The 19,533-nt window shown below is 32.9% G+C and carries 18 protein-coding genes, 1 other RNA gene and 1 riboswitch; of the genes, 12 read left to right on the top strand and 7 right to left on the bottom strand.

The annotated features are described in order from the left end of the window. Window positions 1–331: 331 nt before the first annotated feature. The gene (locus N3C_RS04620) at window positions 332–1,273 is read left to right on the top strand and encodes a helix-turn-helix transcriptional regulator (RefSeq protein WP_083604416.1); all 942 of its coding nucleotides are present in this window, start codon (window positions 332–334) and stop codon (window positions 1,271–1,273) included. A 147-nt stretch (window positions 1,274–1,420) separates the two neighbouring features. Then, a complete protein-coding gene (cas6, locus tag N3C_RS04625) occupies window positions 1,421–2,149 on the top strand; it encodes a CRISPR-associated endoribonuclease Cas6 (protein ID WP_074364894.1) in 729 nt (242 codons plus the stop codon). A 130-nt stretch (window positions 2,150–2,279) separates the two neighbouring features. Here the strand turns inward: cas6 and N3C_RS04630 are convergent, their stop codons facing one another. Together N3C_RS04630 and ffs are read right to left on the bottom strand one after the other, a co-directional pair. After that, complete coding sequence (locus N3C_RS04630) at window positions 2,280–2,672, bottom strand: hypothetical protein (RefSeq protein WP_242944041.1); 393 nt, start codon at window positions 2,670–2,672, stop codon at window positions 2,280–2,282. 152 nt (window positions 2,673–2,824) lie between these two features. Beyond that, window positions 2,825–3,090: signal recognition particle sRNA large type (gene ffs / locus N3C_RS04635), an RNA gene on the bottom strand. 185 nt (window positions 3,091–3,275) lie between these two features. Between ffs and N3C_RS04640 the strand changes: the two genes are divergently transcribed. Next, window positions 3,276–4,547, top strand: a complete 1,272-nt coding sequence (locus N3C_RS04640) for a M14 family metallopeptidase (protein WP_074364895.1) — start codon at window positions 3,276–3,278, stop codon at window positions 4,545–4,547. 75 nt (window positions 4,548–4,622) lie between these two features. Beyond that, a complete protein-coding gene (locus N3C_RS04645) occupies window positions 4,623–5,261 on the top strand; it encodes a ribonuclease H family protein (RefSeq protein WP_074364896.1) in 639 nt (212 codons plus the stop codon). 74 nt (window positions 5,262–5,335) lie between these two features. Here the strand turns inward: N3C_RS04645 and N3C_RS04650 are convergent, their stop codons facing one another. From N3C_RS04650 to N3C_RS04665, 4 genes are all read right to left on the bottom strand, one after another. Continuing rightward, window positions 5,336–5,809 (bottom strand): Dps family protein, encoded by a 474-nt coding sequence (locus N3C_RS04650; RefSeq protein ID WP_074364897.1) that lies wholly within the window; start codon window positions 5,807–5,809, stop codon window positions 5,336–5,338. 161 nt (window positions 5,810–5,970) lie between these two features. Continuing rightward, window positions 5,971–6,393 (bottom strand): Fur family transcriptional regulator, encoded by a 423-nt coding sequence (locus tag N3C_RS04655; RefSeq protein WP_074364898.1) that lies wholly within the window; start codon window positions 6,391–6,393, stop codon window positions 5,971–5,973. Window positions 6,394–6,548: 155 nt separating this feature from the next. After that, window positions 6,549–8,192: a multicopper oxidase family protein gene (locus N3C_RS04660; protein ID WP_083604417.1), complete on the bottom strand. Its 1,644-nt coding sequence runs from the start codon at window positions 8,190–8,192 to the stop codon at window positions 6,549–6,551. A gap of 185 nt (window positions 8,193–8,377) precedes the next feature. Continuing rightward, window positions 8,378–9,229: a DegV family protein gene (locus N3C_RS04665; protein WP_074364899.1), complete on the bottom strand. Its 852-nt coding sequence runs from the start codon at window positions 9,227–9,229 to the stop codon at window positions 8,378–8,380. Window positions 9,230–9,521: 292 nt separating this feature from the next. Next, a riboswitch (ZMP/ZTP riboswitch) is annotated at window positions 9,522–9,605 on the top strand. A 61-nt stretch (window positions 9,606–9,666) separates the two neighbouring features. Here N3C_RS04665 and N3C_RS04670 point away from each other — a divergent pair. From N3C_RS04670 to serC, 7 genes are all read left to right on the top strand, one after another. Further along, the gene (locus N3C_RS04670; RefSeq protein ID WP_074364900.1) at window positions 9,667–10,845 is read left to right on the top strand and encodes a phosphoribosylaminoimidazolecarboxamide formyltransferase; all 1,179 of its coding nucleotides are present in this window, start codon (window positions 9,667–9,669) and stop codon (window positions 10,843–10,845) included. A 540-nt stretch (window positions 10,846–11,385) separates the two neighbouring features. After that, entirely contained in the window at window positions 11,386–11,850 is a 465-nt protein-coding gene (locus N3C_RS04675) for a DUF6465 family protein (RefSeq protein WP_074364901.1), read from the top strand. Window positions 11,851–12,081: 231 nt separating this feature from the next. Next, window positions 12,082–13,458: an oxaloacetate decarboxylase subunit alpha gene (locus tag N3C_RS04680; RefSeq protein ID WP_074364902.1), complete on the top strand. Its 1,377-nt coding sequence runs from the start codon at window positions 12,082–12,084 to the stop codon at window positions 13,456–13,458. Between the two features lie 12 nt (window positions 13,459–13,470). Beyond that, on the top strand, window positions 13,471–13,791 hold the full coding sequence (locus N3C_RS04685) for an OadG family protein (RefSeq protein WP_074364903.1): 321 nt from the start codon (window positions 13,471–13,473) through the stop codon (window positions 13,789–13,791). A 30-nt stretch (window positions 13,792–13,821) separates the two neighbouring features. Next, the gene (locus N3C_RS04690) at window positions 13,822–14,190 is read left to right on the top strand and encodes a biotin/lipoyl-containing protein (protein WP_074364904.1); all 369 of its coding nucleotides are present in this window, start codon (window positions 13,822–13,824) and stop codon (window positions 14,188–14,190) included. Window positions 14,191–14,286: 96 nt separating this feature from the next. Beyond that, the gene (locus N3C_RS04695) at window positions 14,287–15,429 is read left to right on the top strand and encodes a sodium ion-translocating decarboxylase subunit beta (RefSeq protein WP_074364905.1); all 1,143 of its coding nucleotides are present in this window, start codon (window positions 14,287–14,289) and stop codon (window positions 15,427–15,429) included. Window positions 15,430–15,686: 257 nt separating this feature from the next. Then, on the top strand, window positions 15,687–16,769 hold the full coding sequence (gene serC, locus N3C_RS04700) for a 3-phosphoserine/phosphohydroxythreonine transaminase (RefSeq protein ID WP_074364906.1): 1,083 nt from the start codon (window positions 15,687–15,689) through the stop codon (window positions 16,767–16,769). 114 nt (window positions 16,770–16,883) lie between these two features. Here the strand turns inward: serC and N3C_RS04705 are convergent, their stop codons facing one another. Beyond that, window positions 16,884–18,404 (bottom strand): ArnT family glycosyltransferase, encoded by a 1,521-nt coding sequence (locus tag N3C_RS04705; RefSeq protein ID WP_178377763.1) that lies wholly within the window; start codon window positions 18,402–18,404, stop codon window positions 16,884–16,886. Window positions 18,405–18,845: 441 nt separating this feature from the next. Between N3C_RS04705 and N3C_RS04710 the strand changes: the two genes are divergently transcribed. Further along, on the top strand, window positions 18,846–19,532 hold the full coding sequence (locus tag N3C_RS04710; RefSeq protein WP_074364907.1) for an ABC transporter ATP-binding protein: 687 nt from the start codon (window positions 18,846–18,848) through the stop codon (window positions 19,530–19,532). Window position 19,533 lies beyond the last annotated feature (1 nt).

The raw sequence follows: 19,533 nt of genomic DNA on the forward strand, positions 1-19,533 counted from the left end.
ATAAAATAAAAAATTTATATATATTTTTTTTTAGACAAATTTCTACTACAAAAAGTCTGATAAAAAAACTGTAATATAAGCCATTTTTGTGAGTTTTACCATAATAACATTAAGCATTTGATAAAGTTTTAAATATTTTTTATGTTAATTTAAGTATAAGTTTAGTTAATTTTACTGTCAATAAATTTCCACTTAAAACTCATTTGGCTATATTATTAACAATTGCATATTTTCAAACTGGAAGATAAGGTAAAAGGTATTTATACTATTAATGTATAAGGGGTAATTTGAAATAACAAGGCAAGATAGGGATAAACAGGTGGTGAATTAAGTGAGTAAATTTTCAAATCTTTTAACAATGTTAATTTTATTAAAAAGCCGTGGAAAAATGAAAGGTAAAGAATTAGCGGAAATTCTAGAAGTTGATGAGAGAATGATAAGAAAGTATAAGGATGATCTAGAACTAGCAGGAATATATATTGATAGCGTACCTGGACCAAATGGAGGATATGAACTTCAAGGATATGATTATTTATTAAAATTGGATATAGAGGAAGAGGAGTTTTTTACCATTCTTCAGATTAAGGAGCAGCTTAATAATATCAATTTTGTTTATAAGAAGGAATTTGAAAGTTTGTTTAATAAGTTGAATATTATATATAAAAATAAGTTTAAGGATAATGAAATTGTTAATTTTATGATAAAAGATGTTAAAGCTATAGATGGGGAGGATGAAAAGAAGAAATGTACCGATGTACATAGCTGTATTGCTACTAGAAGAAAAATGGACATAAAGTATTTTTCTTTAAGCACAGGTGAAAGTAATAGAGTTATTCATCCGTATGCAATATTAACTTATAAAGGATCTTATTATGTTATTGCTTACTGTGAAAAGAGAAATAGAATTTTAGATTTTAAGCTTTGTAGAATAAGGGAATATAAAGTTAAAGAAGATAGATTCATAATGGATAAAGACTTTGATTTGAAAGAATATATGAAAAATAGTATTGGCTTGTATAAGGATGAAAATATTAAACTTAAGTTAAGAATTGAAAAGCCTTTATCTTATATTGTTAGTGAAAAGTTATGGGTAGAAAACCAAAAGATAAGCTGGAATGAGGATGAATCCATTATATTTGAAGCCGAAATGCAGGGCAAGACAGAAATAATATCATGGATATTATCTATGGGTAGCAAGGTAACTATCATTGAGCCAGAGGAACTAAAAAATGAGATTAAAGAAGAAGTTATGAAAATGCAGGCCATTTATTAAAGCCAAATAATATAATAAGGACAATTATTTAAAATAGGGATGGTATTAATTATACTGTCCCTATTTTTTACATAAATTCATTTTTATTTATACATATATAGTTCCGGGTTGTATTGTAAAATTCTATTAGAGAAAAGGGGGATAAGGATGAGACTAAAATGTGAATTTAGGACTAAAAGTATACCTGTTGCTAATAGAATGATGATCATTAGTCTTATTAAGGAAGCAATAAAAAGTGTTAATGAGGAGTATTATAACAGGTTATATAACTATGAGGGTAAAGATAATGAGAAGATAAAGAATTTCAGTTTTGCAGTGGTTTTGAAGGACTACACATTAAAAAAAGATATTTTTAAAATTAGAGACAAAGTTATAATTTACATAACAACTCCCAATCATAAGTTTGGAATTAATATTTACAAGGGTTTATTGAATATAGATCATTTTCGATACAAAGATTTTTTTCTTAAAAAGATAAAAGTAACTTTGATGAAGGAGAATTTTATAATTGAGCCTGAGGTGGTTTTTAAGACTATCTCTCCTATTTGTGTAAAAGATAAAAAGGGTAATTTTATAAATATTGAAGATGAAGGCTATGAAAAGGAGTTAAATTACATATTAGATCTTTCACTAAAATCCTATCGTGGTTTTGGCTTAAAGCAGAAGGTGAAATTTATTCCTGTTAAGATGAAGAAATCGGTGATTAAAGAAGCAATTGGAGTATCAACTGAAGAAAACAATAGTGAGAGTTTTTGTGTAAATGCCTATAGTGGAATATTTAAACTACAAGGAGATGTTGAAGATATAAATTTCATATATCAGGCAGGTTTAGGTTTCCATCGTAGTGAAGGTTTTGGGCTAGTTGATATTATATAAGGAAGAATTTAATATGTTCCTGTGACAAGGACAAAACAAAAGGATTGCTAAATGGGCTTTTACCCCACTATTTACAATCCTTGCAATTATCCTATATTTATCTGTTATTTTATAGCTACAATGTATTTAGTTAGCATTTTCCTTTAAATTCAGTACCACATTTCTTACAGGTGATTATAATTTTGCCGTGTCCCCTAGGAACTCTAAGCTTTTGAGAGCAATTAGGGCACTTGAATATTTTATAATTTTGAAGCTGCTTAATATTAGATTTAGTATGATTAAATTTACCCTTTACTAATTGAAGTCGGTTTTCAAAAGCCATTAACTCTTGAAATCTTCGGTATTTGTTTTTAGAAAAACATCGCCAAGAGCTATAAAATATAGCTATTATACCTAGGCTATTAACATAGGGTATAAGAGAAAGTACAATTCCCACCCCGTATAGAGTTTTTGATAATTTATCTAGTCCATAGCAATCTTTTAATGAATAGGATAGCTTATCCAAATATTTTCTAAAGTTCAAATTTCATTCCTCCTATTATAAAGAAATAAATTCTAGTCAATGAAATTGATATCTATAAATATAATTTAGCATATTGCATGAAAGATAAATATTAATATTATGTTAATAAAAAAATTCTGCACTAGGCAGAATTTTTTTATATCTATGTAAAGCTATGCACCTTGTCTTGTCAGTTAAGCTACTAGCCTTTGTAGTTAAATTGGCTCAAGCTAGATTGATCCAGGGCACTCAGGAAGGTTCACTTACCGCTGCTTTCTTCCGAATCTGACGGGGTTTATGATTTCCTGATGCATGGGACCCAGCTCTCATCACTTTTTTAACTACATGGATCTAACAACTTAATGTCTAAACAAGGAATTCAAGCCTGCTGTAGCGGATTGCAGGTTACAGGGCACCGCTAGCTCCCCCTTTAGCATAGCTTTTGATTCCATGTGATAATAATACCATGAATGGTGAAGAGGGACAACATCTGTTTTTGTGGTAAGAAGCTTTAATTGTGGAGAAACTGGAGTTATATAGAAAACAGTTTTTATAATTTTCAGTAACAAATTATGATAAGCAACATAATATAAATTAGTTATCAATTCCCCGGAGGTAGAATGGATGGAAGTATTAACTACAGGGTCCACAGGAACAGAAGTTATGGAAATACAGGCTCTCTTAAAAAAGATAGGCTACGATCCAGGACCAATAGACGGCAACTTTGGAAATAGAACTGAGCAGGTTGTTATTCAATTTCAAAGAAATTTTAACTTAACTGTTGACGGAATTATAGGGGATGAAACTTATAGGCAAATGCAAAGTTTTCTATTAGGCTATGATATTTATACTGTAAAGCCTGGGGATAGTGTTTATATCATAGCTAGGAAGTATGGTACAACTATTAATAGAATTCTTGTAGCCAATCCTGGTTTACAAATATATAATCTAAGAATAGGTCAGCGGATTACAGTGCCTTATGGTATAAATGTGGTAGATACTAATATAGATTATACTTATGGCATAATGGAGAGAGACTTACAAGCCCTAAAGGTTAGATATCCCTTTTTAGAAATAGGCATAGCAGGAAGGAGCGTTCTTGGCAGGAATCTTTACTATGTAAGGCTTGGAAATGGACCTAATGAAGTTTTCTATAATGGAGCTCATCATGGTTTAGAATGGATAACTTCAGTAGTATTAATGAAGTTTATCGAAGATTTTTCAGAAGCCTATGTTAGTAACTCCTATTTAGCTGGATATAGGGTGCCGGAGTTATGGAATAATAGCTCAATATATGTAATGCCAATGGTGAATCCTGATGGGGTAGATTTGGTACTGAATGGCTTGTCTACCAATAATCCATACTACCAGCAACTTATCCAGTGGAATGGTGGTAGCAGTGACTTTTCTAAAGTTTGGCAGGCTAATGTAAGAGGAGTAGATTTAAATCATAATTATGATGCTTCTTGGGAACTATCAAAGGAAGCAGAAGTCCTTTACGGAATTACAGGACCAGGACCAACTCGATATTCCGGACCTTATCCTGAATCAGAACCGGAAAGTCAAGGGGTAGCTAATTTTACTAGAAACCATAACTTTAGATTGGTCCTAGCCTATCATAGCCAAGGAGAAGTGATATACTGGACATATTCAGACTTAACTCCACCGGAGTCTGCTGAGATTGTAGAGCAATTTGCAGAAGTTAGCGGGTATACACCCTCACAAACTCATGGTATAGTATCTTACCCTGGGTATAAGGATTGGTTTATTAAAGAATATAGGAGACCAGGCTTTACTGTAGAAGTAGGTAGAGGCACTAACCCCTTACCCATAGGTGAATTTGATAAAATATATAAAGATAATATTGGAATTTTATTATTAGCAGCCATTATTTAATGGTTGCTTTTTATTGAATAAAATTCTAATTTTTGTGAATAATTTAGATAAAATATCTGAAAAGGAGATAATAAAATGGGAAGGTTTTTAGAAAAAGAGAATAAGAGGGTCTATAATATCTACACCGATGCTAGCTTTGATCGGAGTATAAAAAGAAGCTCCATAGCTTTTATTGTAAAGGATGAGGAAAGCAAAATATTAAATCAGCAAGCCAAAAATATAAGGAGTAAAGCTATCGTTGAAAGTGAAAAAAAAGCCATATTTTATGCTTTAGCCTGTGCCTATGAGTATATTAGAAAGGATAAATCAATTGATGTAGTTATTCACTCCGATTGCCAGGGAATAGTTAATGAAATGATTAATATACAAAAGAGGCTCAAAGATAATCCTAGAGATAGTATTTGCAATGTAGGGGAATATAAAAGTACTTTGGTCAAGCTAGGTAAGATGATAGATAGGATAAGCTTTCAATGGATACCCCGGGAGGAAAATATGGAAGCCCATATGCTGGCTCAGGAAAGCTACAAGCAGTGGTTAAAAAAGGCAGACATATATAATATAAGAGAATTTATGGCGAAGGATTTAGACTATACTCTTACAAAGTGGAATGATTTGCTTAATCTTGACTGTCTTGGTTTGAGTGAAATTGTTAAAGATATAAAAGGTATAATTAAGAAAATTGAAGTCGGAAACATCAAATCCTCTTCTTTATAATTATAAAAATTAAAAGTCAAAGGCCATAGAAGTTATTTCTAACTTCTACGACCTTTGAGTATAGAAGATAATTATTAAGCTTTATATGCGTTGATCATCCATAAAGTTTTTTCGTAATTTCCTATAAAGTTAGCCATTAAGTCTACAGTTCCTTGATCTTTAACTTCTTCTGCTAATGCAAGTATGTTTCTTGATTGTTCTAGCATGTAGTAGAAGTCCTTTCTTATTATTTCAATGGAGTCATCTCCGGAAATTCCTTTGCTATCTAACTCTTCTATGGAAGCAAGTTTTACATATTCTTTTACAGAAGCTGCTGGTCTTCCACCTAAAGTTAATATTCTTTCTGCTACTTCATCAAAAGCTTCGTTTATATTATCATATAATTCTTCAAATTTAGCATGTAGTTGGAAGAAACCTGATCCTTCAACGTTCCAGTGAAGATTATGAAGTTTTACATATAAGATATTTAGATCCGCTAAATACTTGTTAAGACCTTCAACTACTTTTCCTAAATTATTACTATCTAAACCTATAAAATTCTTATTCATATTATTTTCCTCCTTCAAATAAAATATACACAAATTTAAATTTATTTTTAATTTGTAATGATTACAATATTATATTAATTCTAAAATTGAATTCTGTCAATAGATATTTTTAAAATAAAAAAATACACTGTTGTTATTGTAACTCACAGTGTATTTTGTGTTTATTTATCATTTAATATACATTTCTTACATATACCTTTAAAATGAAAATGCTGTTCCTTAATTAGGAAACCTTCTAAATACTTAATTTGCATATTTTCAATATCTAAATCTATATCATAAACTTCTTGACATTTCTCACATTTAAAATGACCGTGACTTTCAGGATTAAAAAGATCATATCGGATTTCGGTACCTTCTATAGTAATGGCCTCAGCAATTTTTTTATCTACAAATAGGTTTAAAGTATTATATACAGTGGTTTTAGATAGAGTAGGTATTTCTTTAACCAAGGTTTCATATATTTGATTAACCGTTGGGTGATTTTGATTTTCGTACATATACTCAAAAATTCTCTTTCGCTGATAAGATGGACTAATATTATGATCTCTTAAATATTGTTCTATATTTTCTATGATTAACATAGATAATACCCCCTACAAATTTGTAACAGTTATAAAATTATACTTGATTTAAGTATAATATATTATATTGGTGTATGCAATAACCCAAGCAGGGCTTTAACTAAAAAATAACTCCACACTTATAGCCTATCTCGGCTACAATGTGGAGATAAATGCTAAACATATTTCTTAATCACTCTTAGAGGACGCATCATATCAAAGTCTTCGTGTTCTAGTATATGACAGTGCCATACATAATCACCGTAGAAGTTTTTAAAGTGGGCTATAATTCTGGTGATTTTTCCTGCCTCAGCTCTAACTACGTCCTTCCAACCCCTTTCAAAGGGTAAAGGTTCTTCTGCCCTTCTATTTATAAAGTATCTAATTCGTCCTGTGCGCCTATAGTAGTCTACGTCGAAGGGTCTTCTATCTAGAATCTGGAACTGAACTAGATGAAGGTGTATGGGGTGTGCAAACTGAGTAGGATTAACTATTTCCCAGATTTCTATGCTGTCATATTCAGGAGTTTCAGTAGCAGGATCATCCCACATTAAATTGTTTAGAAGTAGTAATGGTCTACCATGGCTATCGGTAGCAGTGTCTAAGCTTACTCTTCTTGTTTGCTTTGCTAGGGTAGGATTCAATTCCATAAAATGGTTAAGGGTTTTGGGAATTTCTGTAGTATCTTCTTTCTTTAAGGGTAGCACTACTTTAAATTGCATTACATTGCTAGTATTGGGGTCTTCATTGTCTGTCATAAGAGTTACAGTTTCTCCTTCTAATTGAGAAAAGTCTATTATTAGATCAATACGTTCTGCTGGTTCTAACATAAAGGAATTTATTTCTACAGGCTCTTGCAACAATCCACCATCAGTACCAATCTGCCAGAAGGATTGACCATTTGATAATTTAAAGGTAAATCCTGAAGTATTAGAGCCGTTTAAGATTCTAAAACGATACTTTCTTGGTTCCACTTCGTGATAAGGCCAAAGTTTACCATTAACTACAATGGTGTTTCCTATAAAGGCTGGTACTATTGAAGGATAAACCCCTTCAACGGGATTAGCTGGTTCAGCGGGGTAGAATAATGAACCGTCTGGGTTAAAGGACTTATCCTGGATCAATAAAGGTATATCATATTCTCCCTTTGGAATATTTAATCTCTCTTCCAGATCATCGTGTATTATATAAAAGCCTGCTAGACCAGCATATACATTAAGGCGTGTAATGCCTAGAGCATGGTCATGATACCAAAGGGTAGTGGCTTGTTGGTCATTGAGATACCTGTAAACTTTCCTAGAAAACTTTGAACCGGTAGTTATATAGTCTCTAGTGTACCATGCTTCTGGATGACCATCACTGTCTGGGGCTACTTCTGCTCCGTGAAGATGGACAACGGTTCTAACTTCTGGGTTATTTATTGCACCATGAATAGTTTTGTCTACTGGTAGAAGATGTTTGCAAGGGAGCTTGTTTTGCCATTTTACAAAAACAGTTTGTCCCTTATAAGCTTCAATTGTTGGACCGGGATAAGTTCCGTTATAGCCCCATATTTCCGTCAGAGGAAAGTCTCTATGAAATCTGTGCCTTGCCCTTCTCATTACAATATCGTAATAGGCGTAACCTTCTCCTTTTTCATCAGGAGTTAACACTCCTGGAATAGGAAGTTTATCAACAAACTTTGGTATAGTATTAGGTTTGGAAGGGTCAACTTCCTCAGGTTCTTCCTCAGGAATTATTATTTCTGGGGCTTCAAGTTCTTTGTTAGTTAATTCATTAGTATACTGTTTATTATTCAAAGGTTTATTACTTTTTCCCATAGCTAACCACCTTTTCAATCTTATAATTTAAAATTTAGTGGCAGATTGCCTTAATATAATATATTCATATATGTTACGCGGTGTCCATAAGTTCAAAGGTTTATTGAAAGATATGTCGTTTTTATATAAAAATAAAAAGCTTGGTTTTAGTGATCTAAAACCAAGCTCAAATTACTTAAAATTAATTATTTAGTCATAAATAAAACACCTAAAGTATTAGGACCACAGTGAGCAGATATAGTGCAGCTTGCTCTTGTAATGAAGATTTCTTTAAAATATGCCACTTCCTGAATAGTATTTTTTACAGTCTCAATTCTTTCTTCGGAGATACCTGAGTGTGTTATAAATACTCTATCTAATTTTAAATCTGTACGATCTTTAAGCTTATCTATTGTATAATGTTTCAATACCTTATCTAATGATCCTCTATATTTTTTTCCTACCTTCATTTTACCACTGCTGTTATCTACTTCTATGCAAGGCTTAATATTAAGTACATTAGCACCTAAAGCTGCTAGGGCTGAACATCGGCCACCGGCGTGAAGGAAGGTAAGCGTGTCCAACACAAAGCTAGCGTGTACATTAGACTTTAAATCATTTAATTCCTGTTGAATTTGTGCTGCAGGCATCCCTTTAGCTATTCTATCGGCAGCTTCTAAAACTAGCAAGCCTGTACCTGTAGATAGATTTCCGGAATCTACAGGATAAACATTTCCAAGCTCTTGAGCTGCAATGCAACAATTTTGGTAAGAGGATGAGATGCCTGAACCTAGGTTTATATGTATAATGTCATAGCCTTCATCTACCCATTTTTTAAAGTAGTTTATATATTCATCAGGATTTATAGCTGCAGTTTTAGGTAAGATTTTCTTAGTTTTATAAGCTTCGTAAATTTCATCTGCTGTAATATCTATCCCATCTTTGTATTGATTTCCATCCAAGATAATATGAAGAGGGAAAAAGTTTACGTTAAACCGGTCCTTTAAAGCATCTCCTAGATCGCAGGTGCTATCTGCGCTAAGAATAATTTTACTCATTGTATTCACTCCAGTCTTATAAATTAAAATCAAATTTTATATATAGTATTTCAATTTCAACTATAATTAAGATATTCGTTAATATGACAAGTTGTCATTATTTTATATTATAGCATATTACCTGTCAAGTTACTTAATATATGATAGGATTAAGCCTTTAGTATGGTTTACATTTTGCTTTTTATTTCTGTGAAAATAAGGATTAAGAAGAGAGCTTATGGAAAACATACAAATAATAAAATTAATATTGCAAAAAATGTTCGTGTCGTGTATAATATAATCAACTAAATAAAAGTAATCATGCGACTGGCGAATAATGGAATTAACCATAGGGAGCATGATTATGGGAAAGATATCGATCGCCTGGGTAAAACAATAAATAAGTTTGCTCAGGTGTTTTTTTGTTTTATATTTTTATATTTATAAGGAGGATGAAAATGAAAAATTCAGAAGTAGTACTGAAGTATGGATGCAATCCACATCAAAAGCCAGCTAAAATTTATGTATCAAACAAAGAATTGCCCTTTAAAATTTTAAACGGTAATCCAGGTTACATAAATTTTATGGATGCCTTCAATTCTTGGCAACTAGTAAAGGAATTGAAAGAGGCTACTGGATTGCCAGCTGCGGCTTCTTTTAAACATGTAAGTCCTGCAGGTGCAGCTTTAGGTTTACCTTTAAGTGATGCCTTGAAAAAGTCCTACTTTGTAGAGGATATTGAACTATCTCCAGTGGCAGCAGCTTATGCTAGAGCTAGAGGAGCAGATAGAATGTCTTCCTTTGGAGATTGGGCGGCAATTAGTGATGTTGTGGACGTGCCTACCGCTAAAATATTGAGTAAATCTGTTTCTGACGGGATAATAGCTCCTGGATATACTCCAGAAGCCTTAGAAATCCTAAAGAAAAAGAAGAAGGGTAATTATTGTATTATAGAAATGGATTGGGACTATGAACCAGAAGATATTGAAAGAAGAAATATATATGGTATTACCTTTGAGCAAATGAGAAATAAGGAAAAAATACAGGAGGAAATCCTTTATAAAAATATTGTTACAAACAATAAGGAAATTACAGAGGAAGCTAAAAGAGATATGCTACTTGCAATGATTACCTTAAAGTATACTCAGTCAAATTCTGTTTGTTTTGCTTTAGATGGACAGGTTATAGGTGTTGGTGCTGGTCAGCAGTCCAGAATACACTGTACACGATTGGCTGCTTCTAAGGCGGATATTTGGTACTTAAGACAGCATCCATCAGTACAAAATCTTCCTTTTAAAGAGAATGCTTCACAACCAGATAAGGATAATTTAATTGATCAATATCTTAGAGATGATGTTACTCCTATGGAAATTAAGGAATGGTCCAAGGTATTAAAAGAAATACCTGAAAGACTTACCAAGGAAGAAAAGGTAGCTTGGTTATCTAACTTAAAAGGTGTAACTTTAGGCTCCGATGCCTTCTTCCCTTTTAGAGATAATATTGATAGAGCTGCTCAAAGTGGAGTTAAATATATTGTGCAGCCTGGAGGTTCCGTTAGAGATGACATTGTTATAGAAGCTTGCAACGAATATGATATGGTTATGAGCTGTACTGGACTAAGGCTATTCCATCATTAATAGATGTATTTTGGCATGAGTTTATGAGAAGGGTAGATATAAATAAAGAATTTAAGAAGAGGATAAAATAGAGAATGGGTATGAAATAGCAGTTTCCTTGACATTTTTCTTCGTGCTTTGCTGAAGTGGCTAAGCAGATTTGAGATTGTTAGCAAGGAAACTGTTATTTTTTAAATTTTAAAAACTTCCTTTGGCTTAGAATATGGCTTCAAAGTCAAAATTAAACTTGATATTATACACTATTTTATACTATAATTATTTCAAAGACGAATTAATAAGAATGATTGAGAAATGTGAAGAAAATAATAAATAACAACTGACAGAACGTTTACATTGCTTTAAATCGGCTAATATTAAGTTTGAGAGTAACTGGCTTATAAGTTAAAAAAACCATATAATGGAATAAAAAGTGAAAATTAGACTGATTTTAAAAAGTCGCTTTTTACATACTTAAAGTATAAAGTAACTAATCTTGACAGAATTGAAATATGCTTTAATAAATATGGCTGTTAAAAATTTTATTTTTTGGGAGGGGTAAAGATGGGGAAAACTTCAAAAAAAGTTGAAGAAGCTACTGAAGCGTTGAAGGATACTGAAGTTGTTGAAAAAAAGACAACAGCTAAGAAAAAGACCGCAGCTGAAAAGAAAACTGAAAGTGACAAGAAAACTGAGAAAGAAACAGAAAAGAAAGCGGAAAAGAAAAGCGCAACAAAGAAAAAGGCAACTACAAAAAAGACCGCTGATAAAACAGCTGAAGATACAACAGAAACTACTGAGAAAAAGACAAAGAGAACAACTAAAAAGAAGCTCGATCCTGATTTCTACATTGAGTATCCTGGACATCAGGTGTCTCAAAAATATATAATGGAAAAATTCACTGAGATGTGGGAAAAGGACAGAAAACTTTCTGAAATTAAGACTTTGAGGGTTTACTTCAATGTAGGAGAAAGTACTGCATATTTCGTTGTTAATGAAGTAGAAAATTTTGCAATATATGTAGGTTAACAATACAAAGGCGTTTTGTTACATTTATAAAGTAACAAAACGTTTTTTTTTCTTTTACTTTCCTCTGCTAGTACTGTGAATATTAGTTTATTTGTGGTAAGATATAATTAAAGAATGATATTTAAGAATTTTTTGAATTTAATTTAATTTGTCTTAAAAGCTGAGCTTGTACTAAACTTTCCTTTTTAACAAGCATTTAGCTATATATAGCATAGAAGGAGTTGAAGAAACATGAAAGTAAACATTACAGAAACAGTACTCAGAGATGCACAGCAGTCACTTATTGCAACAAGAATGCATAGTAGTGATTTTGAACCTATTTTAGAAAAGCTGGATAGTGCAGGTTTCTATTCTCTAGAGTGCTGGGGAGGAGCTACTTTTGATGCCTGTCTTCGTTATCTAAATGAAGACCCTTGGGAAAGACTGAGAAAGATTAGATCTAAGGTGAAAAATACCAAACTTCAAATGTTATTAAGAGGGCAGAATATATTAGGATATAAGCATTATGCCGATGATGTTGTTAGAAACTTTGTAAAGCTTTCCATAAAAAACGGAATAGATATTATAAGAATATTTGATGCTTTAAATGATTATAGAAATATTGAAGTAGCAGTAGATGAAACCTTAAAATGTGGTGGCCATGCTCAGGGATGTATAGTTTATACTACAAGCCCTATTCATAACATTGACAAGTATGTGGAACTAGGAAAACAGCTAGATGCTATGGGGGTAAATTCTATTTGTATAAAGGATATGGCGGGGATTATGGGGCCTCAAGAAGCCTATGATTTAGTAAAAGCATTAAAAGCTGTTACAAAGAAACCTATAATTCTTCACACTCATTCAACAACAGGACTTGCTCCTATGACTTATATTAAAGCTATAGAAGCTGGATGTGATGGTATAGATACGGCAATTTCCTCTTTATCCGGTGGAACCTCTCAGCCAGCTACTGAATCAATGAATTATGCCTTAAAGCAGATGGGATATGAAACGGGTCTTGATGAAAAGTTATTGAAAGAAATTAATGACTTCTTTAAGCCAATTAAGACTAAATTTACTGAATCGGGAATTCTTAGTCCTGTTGTATTAGGAACAGAAACAGACGCATTAGTATATCAAATACCTGGAGGTATGCTTTCAAACCTTATTAATCAATTAAAGCAGCAAAATGCTTTAGATAGGCTAGAAGAAGTTTTAGAAGAAACTCCAAAGGTAAGAAAGGATTTAGGATATCCGCCACTAGTAACACCTATGAGCCAAATGGTAGGGGTCCAAGCTACAGTAAATGTACTAATGGGTGAAAGATATAAAAATATATCAAAGGAAGTTAAAGCTTATATAAAAGGTGAATACGGAAAAGCACCTGGCGAAATTGATCCTGAACTTATGAAAAAGGTTCTAGGGGACGAAAAGCCTATAGAGGGAAGATTTGCAGATACTTTACCAATGGAATTTGATAAGGTTAAGGAAGAAATAAAAGATTTAGCTAAAACGGATGAGGATGTGCTTTCCTATATCCTATTCCCTCAAATTGCAGAAAAGTTTTTCAAAGAAAAGAATAAACCTAAAACTATAAAGGTTAGTTATTCTATTAGGAAAGCGTAAAGGAGGATTTTTATGTCTATATCTGACAGCTTATTAGTGGCATTGATTTTGATGAGCATAGTGTTTATAGGGCTAATAGCCTTATACCTTCTTGTAAGATTAGAAACAGTTATAGTAAGTTCTATTGATAAGAAAAATGAGAGTAGTAAAGAGGAAGTTGAAGTCACTGAACAGGCTTTTACTAGTTCAAATGCTGAAGAGATATCTGAAGGAGAGTTAACTCTTATTGGAGTGGATGAAGAAACAGCAGCTATGGTTATGGCTATTACCAGTGATGAATTAAAAGTTCCTTTAAATGAATTACGGTTTATATCTATTAAAGCACTTGATTAGCGCATTATATATAGGGAGGTAGGATCTTAAATGAAATATGTAGTAACACTTAATAATAAAAGATATGAAGTGGAAGTTGAAAGGGGCAAAGCTTCTATTTTAAGCACTAGTGAAATTGATAGTAAAGCTACACAGGTTGTAGCAGAGACTCCAAAGAATCAAGCACCAGTACAAGAATCTGGAGCAAAGGATGTTTTAAAGGCTCCAATGCCAGGTACTGTGTTAGAAATAAAAGTAAATCAAGGTGCCAGGGTTAAAGAAGGAGATGTTGTTATCATACTTGAAGCTATGAAAATGGAAAATGAGATTACAGCATCAAGCTCTGGCCTTGTTAAGAAGATATTGGTTACTAAGGGACAGATGGTTGATACAAATGATGCACTAGTTGTAATAGAATAAGGTTTATGTAAAGAATCCAATTTTGATATCTAGTTTTTATCTTCCACGTTCAAATTAGGAGCTGAAATTGGATATCTACAGAAAGGAGAAATACTAATGTCTATTTCATTTTTAGATACAATAAAGGAAATATTGGCCCAGTCAGGTTTTGCTGCCTTAACTTTTCAGCAGTTTATAATGATATGTATAGCCTGTGGACTAATATATCTTGCTATAAAAAAAGGCTTTGAACCTCTTTTGCTTTTACCTATAGCCTTTGGCATGCTTTTAGTTAATTTACCTTTAGCTGGACTAATGGACGGGCCATTAGGTAATCAACCGGGAGGATTACTTTACTACTTATATCAAGGTGTTAAATTAGGAATTTATCCTTCTTTAATATTCCTTGGCATAGGTACTATGACGGATTTTGGACCACTAATAGCTAGACCATCAAGCTTGTTTTTAGGTGCCGCAGCACAGCTAGGAATAGCAGTTGCATTTGTAGTTGCAATAGCTCTAGGCTTTTCTCCTCAAGAGGCTTCTTCTATCGGTATAATTGGAGGCGCTGACGGACCTACAGCTATATTCTTAACTACAAGACTGGCACCGGATCTACTACCAGCAATTGCTGTAGCAGCTTACTCATATATGGCATTAATTCCTCTAATACAACCACCTATAATGAGGCTTTTAACTACTAAAAAGGAAAGAGAAACTAAGATGGAACAGCTTAGAGAAGTATCCAAGCTAGAAAAGATAGTGTTTCCTATAATTGTAACAATTATTTCTATTTTATTACTTCCATCTGTAGCTCCTCTTATAGGTATGTTGATGTTGGGTAACTTATTTAGAGAATCCGGTGTAGTTGAAAGACTTTCAACTACTGCTCAAAATGCCTTAATGAATATAGTTACTATATTTTTAGGAACTACCGTTGGAGCTACTGCATCAGCAGAAAATTTCTTGAGACCTGAAACTTTAAAGATCATAGCTTTAGGACTTATGGCCTTTGCCTTTAGTACAGTAGGAGGAGTACTACTTGGAAAACTTATGTACCGTTTATCCGGTGGAAAGATAAATCCTCTTATTGGTTCTGCGGGAGTATCGGCGGTTCCTATGGCCGCTAGAGTTTCCCAAGTAGAAGGTAAGAAAGCCAACCCTAATAACTACCTTCTAATGCATGCTATGGGACCAAATGTGGCTGGAGTTATTGGTTCAGCAGTGGCAGCAGGGGTATTGCTAGCTATGTTTGGCTGATGGACAATTAGTATAAAGCAATAAAGTGTGTAGATAAATTACTTAAGTAATAAATAGGTTGCCCTTATGGGTAGCCTTTTTATTTTAAATAAAAAGCAAAATTAAAAAGCACTTGAAGATAAGAGAATAATGTAATATTATAAAAGAAAGTAATTTATCAAATTTTTAAAAAATTCCGTCTTTAAAGGACAAATTTATAAAAATGTACGCGAATTTTTGCAAAAGTTCTATGTATGATATTAAGGGGGGCCAATTAAATGAAAAGAGTTTATAATTTTTCTGCAGGACCAGCGGTATTACCAGAGGAGGTTCTCAGAGAAGCAGCAGAGGAAATGCTAGATTACAACGGAACAGGTATGTCTGTAATGGAAATGAGCCATCGTTCCAAGGCTTTTGAAGAAATTATCCAAAATGCTGAGAAGGATTTAAGGGAATTAATGAATATTCCTAACAACTATAAGGTATTGTTTTTGCAAGGCGGAGCTTCTCAACAATTTGCTATGGTTCCAATGAATCTTATGAAGAACAAGGTAGCAGATTATATTGTAACTGGACAATGGGCTAAGAAAGCAGCCAATGAAGCAAAGATATACGGAAAGGTTAATATAATAGCTTCTTCAGAGGATAAGACTTATTCCTATATTCCAGATTTAAAGGACATAAAAATATCAGAGGATGCGGACTATGTTTATATCTGCCATAATAATACTATCTATGGAACCAAGTATAATGAGCTTCCAGATGTAGGGGACAAGATTCTAGTAGCAGATATGTCCTCAGATATATTATCTGAACCAGTAGATGTAACTAAGTATGGTTTAATATTTGCTGGTGCTCAGAAAAACATAGGACCAGCAGGAGTGGTTATAGTAATAATTCGTGAAGATTTAATTACAGAGGACGTATTACCAGGAACTCCAACCATGTTAAAATATAAAACTCATGCAGATAATGACTCCTTATACAATACACCGCCGGCTTATGGAATTTATATTTGTGGCAAGGTATTTAAATGGATTAAGCAAAAGGGCGGCCTAGAAGCAATGAAAAAATTAAACGAAGAAAAGGCAGCTATATTGTATGATTACCTTGATTCTAGCAGCCTATTTAAGGGTACTGTTGTTAAGAAAGATCGTTCTTTAATGAATGTACCTTTTGTAACTGGTTCAGAGGAGCTAGATGCTAAGTTTGTAAAAGAAGCTAAGGCAGCAGGCTTTGAAAATATTAAGGGCCATAGAACTGTAGGTGGAATGAGAGCAAGCATATACAATGCTATGCCAATAGAAGGCGTTAAGGCTTTAGTAGAATTTATGAAAAAGTTCGAAGCTGAAAATAAATAATAGATAAAATATAAGGGCAAAGGTTTATGAAGATAATACTTTCATAAACCTTTGCCCTCTTATTTATAATATTATTATTTGGAATTAAAAGTGAACTTATGGCTTCTTTGATTATTATTTAGCTAACAAGTAATATCCATTTTTTGATAGTACAATTTTAAGCTTATATTCTTCAATATATTGATGGCTTTTTTCACTATCACGGATAAAAAGTAATGAATCTTTAGAGGAGTTTTTTAAAAATGCCTTTAATCCTCCTTGGCAAGGGATAAAGTCGCCGTAAAGTTCCGCTGAAAGCAGATGTCCTTGTTCCCAAGAACCTTTTTCTGCATAACTACCAGCAGCGGTGTAAAGTTTGTAACCCCTATATGGGGAAACTTGTCCTATTTCTCTTAAAGCAAATTGAACTTCGTTAACTTTAAAGTTACTTATGGAATATATTACAAAAACCTCATAGCATATTAATACAATTACCATGGCTGTAGCAAATAATTTTTTCAATCCAGATTTAACTTGAGAGTTTTTTAATACTGCTGAAAAGGTAGCACCACCAATTATAGCTAGGGGTGGGTATACGGGAAGTATGTACCATTCTATTTTTGTGCTTGCCATACTGTAAAGTACAATTGGAGCTAAAAACCAAGTTATAACTCCTAATCTGTAGGCTCTTTTGTTTTTATCCAAAGATTTAAAAGTAGAAGGTTTTAAGAATATTATTGCTACTATTAATAGTAGGTGCCAGTAAAAATAATTTCTTGCTACAGCAATAACATAGTAAAGGGGACCTCCAATATGTCCTTCAATGGCTACGGCGGATCTTTTTAAAAGGTCGTATCCGATCATTCCTTTGAAAAACGTAATTCCATCCCTTGAGTATCTCACTATAGCCCATATAAGAATTGGTAAAAGAAAAGACAGTGCGGCTAGCAGCCATTGCTTTAGCTTCATCCTTTTAAACTGACCACTATATAAAAGGTAAAGTGTTATGGTAGCACAAACAGGGAATACGTGCCAGCTCTTTGTAAGAAAAGCTAGGGCAGAGAAGAAGCAACCTAGATATAAATACTTATAGCCCTTGTCCGTTAATAAAGTGCAAATAATAGCAGCACTATAGAATAAAATATAAAGGGCATCTGCTTCTCCTCCACGGGAGCAATGTGAAAGAATAGGTTGAGTAAAAGTTGCCAGCATAGCTGCAGTTATTATAGCAGCTGTTTTTCCATGGTTGCGTCTTGTAAAGGATGTTACTATTGCTACGGTTATGACTGCGCTTACAATTGAAAAAAACCTTAAACCTAAAGTATTAAAACCAAATAACTTATAGCCTAGGATAATAAACCAAAAGCTTATAGGTGGCTTCAAATTCCAGTAGTCTTTTTTATAAGCGTAGGTGTTTATAATGTAATCCCCGTTTTTTATCATTTCATAAGCACTAGTTCCATGTCTTGCTTCATCAAAATCGATATTAGGAATATCTATCCTATAAAATAAATTAACTAAAAGCATGATGAATACTAAAGCAAGAAGTAGATAATAATACTTTTCAATAAAATGAATTAACTTACTAGTACTAGTATTAGTATTAATATTAGTGCTAGTACTAATATTGATGTTGGTTTCTTTTGAATTAATCATATTAATTCTCCCTCTCATAATTATTGCTAAATTTTCTCAAGGGCTATTTTACCATACTATTATTTTTTATACTAGATATAAATAAATTTACATAGTAATTATATAATGGTGGCCTTGTAAGTCTCTTTGTGGATATAATATTATTTTCTAGCTAACAAATAAAAACCATTTTTATATACTGCAATATTTAGCTTATATTCTTCAATGTATTGATGACTTTTTTATTATCAAGTACAAAAATTAATGATTCCTTAGATGGATCCTTTAAATCAGGTAAAGATCCAGTGTAACACTAGAAAACTTTATCTTGCTATTTTGTAAGATAAAGTTTTCTTTCTGTAAGTTAACTGTTATGGAGTGTTAGAGCTTTAGATTGTATAATTAAGCCATAGTTAGCAAGAATTGATGGGGAAAATCAAAAAATATAGAAGGAGAAAAAGCATGGAAATATTGAGAGTTGAAGGGTTATCAAAGATTTATGGTAAAGGTGAAAATAGGGTAATAGCCTTAAACAATGTAAACTTATCTGTAAATAAGGGAGAGTTTGTGGCCATAGTGGGAGCCTCAGGTTCCGGCAAAAGTACCCTTTTACATTTGTTAGGGGGCTTAGATAGGCCTACTGCTGGTAAGGTCATCATTGATGGTGAAAGCATCTATGATTACAAGGAAGAAAAGCTGGCTATCTTTAGGAGAAGAAAAGTGGGATTCGTTTTTCAGTTCTTTAATCTGATACCAGTTTTGGACGTGGAAGAAAATATTGCTTTGCCAGCCTTATTAGATAATGAGAAGGTAGATGAAAAGTATCTAGAAGAACTTATTGGAATATTAGGACTTACAGATAGAAAAAGTCACTTGCCTTCAGAGCTTTCAGGAGGTCAGCAGCAAAGAGTATCCATTGGAAGAGCCTTGCTAAATAAACCATCAATAGTGCTAGCAGATGAACCTACTGGAAACCTGGATAGTAAAAATTCAAAGGAAGTTGTTGAACTGCTAAAGTATACATCAAGAAAGTATAATCAGACTTTAATACTTATTACCCATGATGTTAATATAGCTTCTATGGCAGATAGAATAATAACCATTGAAGATGGTGAGATAGTATCAGATAAGTACACTAAGAGCAATTAGG

This window comes from Clostridium sp. N3C, assembly GCF_900095445.1.
GTDB lineage: Bacteria > Bacillota > Clostridia > Clostridiales > Clostridiaceae > Clostridium_AU.

Bases quoted from the DNA above. Each gene is read 5' to 3' on its own strand.
- cas6 (WP_074364894.1), top strand. From the start codon at position 1,421: ATGAGACTAAAATGTGAATTTAGGACTAAAAGTATACCTGTTGCTAAT.
- N3C_RS04640 (WP_074364895.1), top strand. From the start codon at position 3,276: ATGGAAGTATTAACTACAGGGTCCACAGGAACAGAAGTTATGGAAATA.
- N3C_RS04645 (WP_074364896.1), top strand. From the start codon at position 4,623: ATGGGAAGGTTTTTAGAAAAAGAGAATAAGAGGGTCTATAATATCTAC.
- N3C_RS04650 (WP_074364897.1), bottom strand. From the start codon at position 5,809: ATGAATAAGAATTTTATAGGTTTAGATAGTAATAATTTAGGAAAAGTA.
- N3C_RS04655 (WP_074364898.1), bottom strand. From the start codon at position 6,393: ATGTTAATCATAGAAAATATAGAACAATATTTAAGAGATCATAATATT.
- N3C_RS04660 (WP_083604417.1), bottom strand. From the start codon at position 8,192: ATGGGAAAAAGTAATAAACCTTTGAATAATAAACAGTATACTAATGAA.
- N3C_RS04665 (WP_074364899.1), bottom strand. From the start codon at position 9,229: ATGAGTAAAATTATTCTTAGCGCAGATAGCACCTGCGATCTAGGAGAT.
- N3C_RS04670 (WP_074364900.1), top strand. From the start codon at position 9,667: ATGAAAAATTCAGAAGTAGTACTGAAGTATGGATGCAATCCACATCAA.
- N3C_RS04675 (WP_074364901.1), top strand. From the start codon at position 11,386: ATGGGGAAAACTTCAAAAAAAGTTGAAGAAGCTACTGAAGCGTTGAAG.
- N3C_RS04680 (WP_074364902.1), top strand. From the start codon at position 12,082: ATGAAAGTAAACATTACAGAAACAGTACTCAGAGATGCACAGCAGTCA.
- N3C_RS04685 (WP_074364903.1), top strand. From the start codon at position 13,471: ATGTCTATATCTGACAGCTTATTAGTGGCATTGATTTTGATGAGCATA.
- N3C_RS04690 (WP_074364904.1), top strand. From the start codon at position 13,822: ATGAAATATGTAGTAACACTTAATAATAAAAGATATGAAGTGGAAGTT.
- N3C_RS04695 (WP_074364905.1), top strand. From the start codon at position 14,287: ATGTCTATTTCATTTTTAGATACAATAAAGGAAATATTGGCCCAGTCA.
- serC (WP_074364906.1), top strand. From the start codon at position 15,687: ATGAAAAGAGTTTATAATTTTTCTGCAGGACCAGCGGTATTACCAGAG.
- N3C_RS04705 (WP_178377763.1), bottom strand. From the start codon at position 18,404: ATGATTAATTCAAAAGAAACCAACATCAATATTAGTACTAGCACTAAT.
- N3C_RS04710 (WP_074364907.1), top strand. From the start codon at position 18,846: ATGGAAATATTGAGAGTTGAAGGGTTATCAAAGATTTATGGTAAAGGT.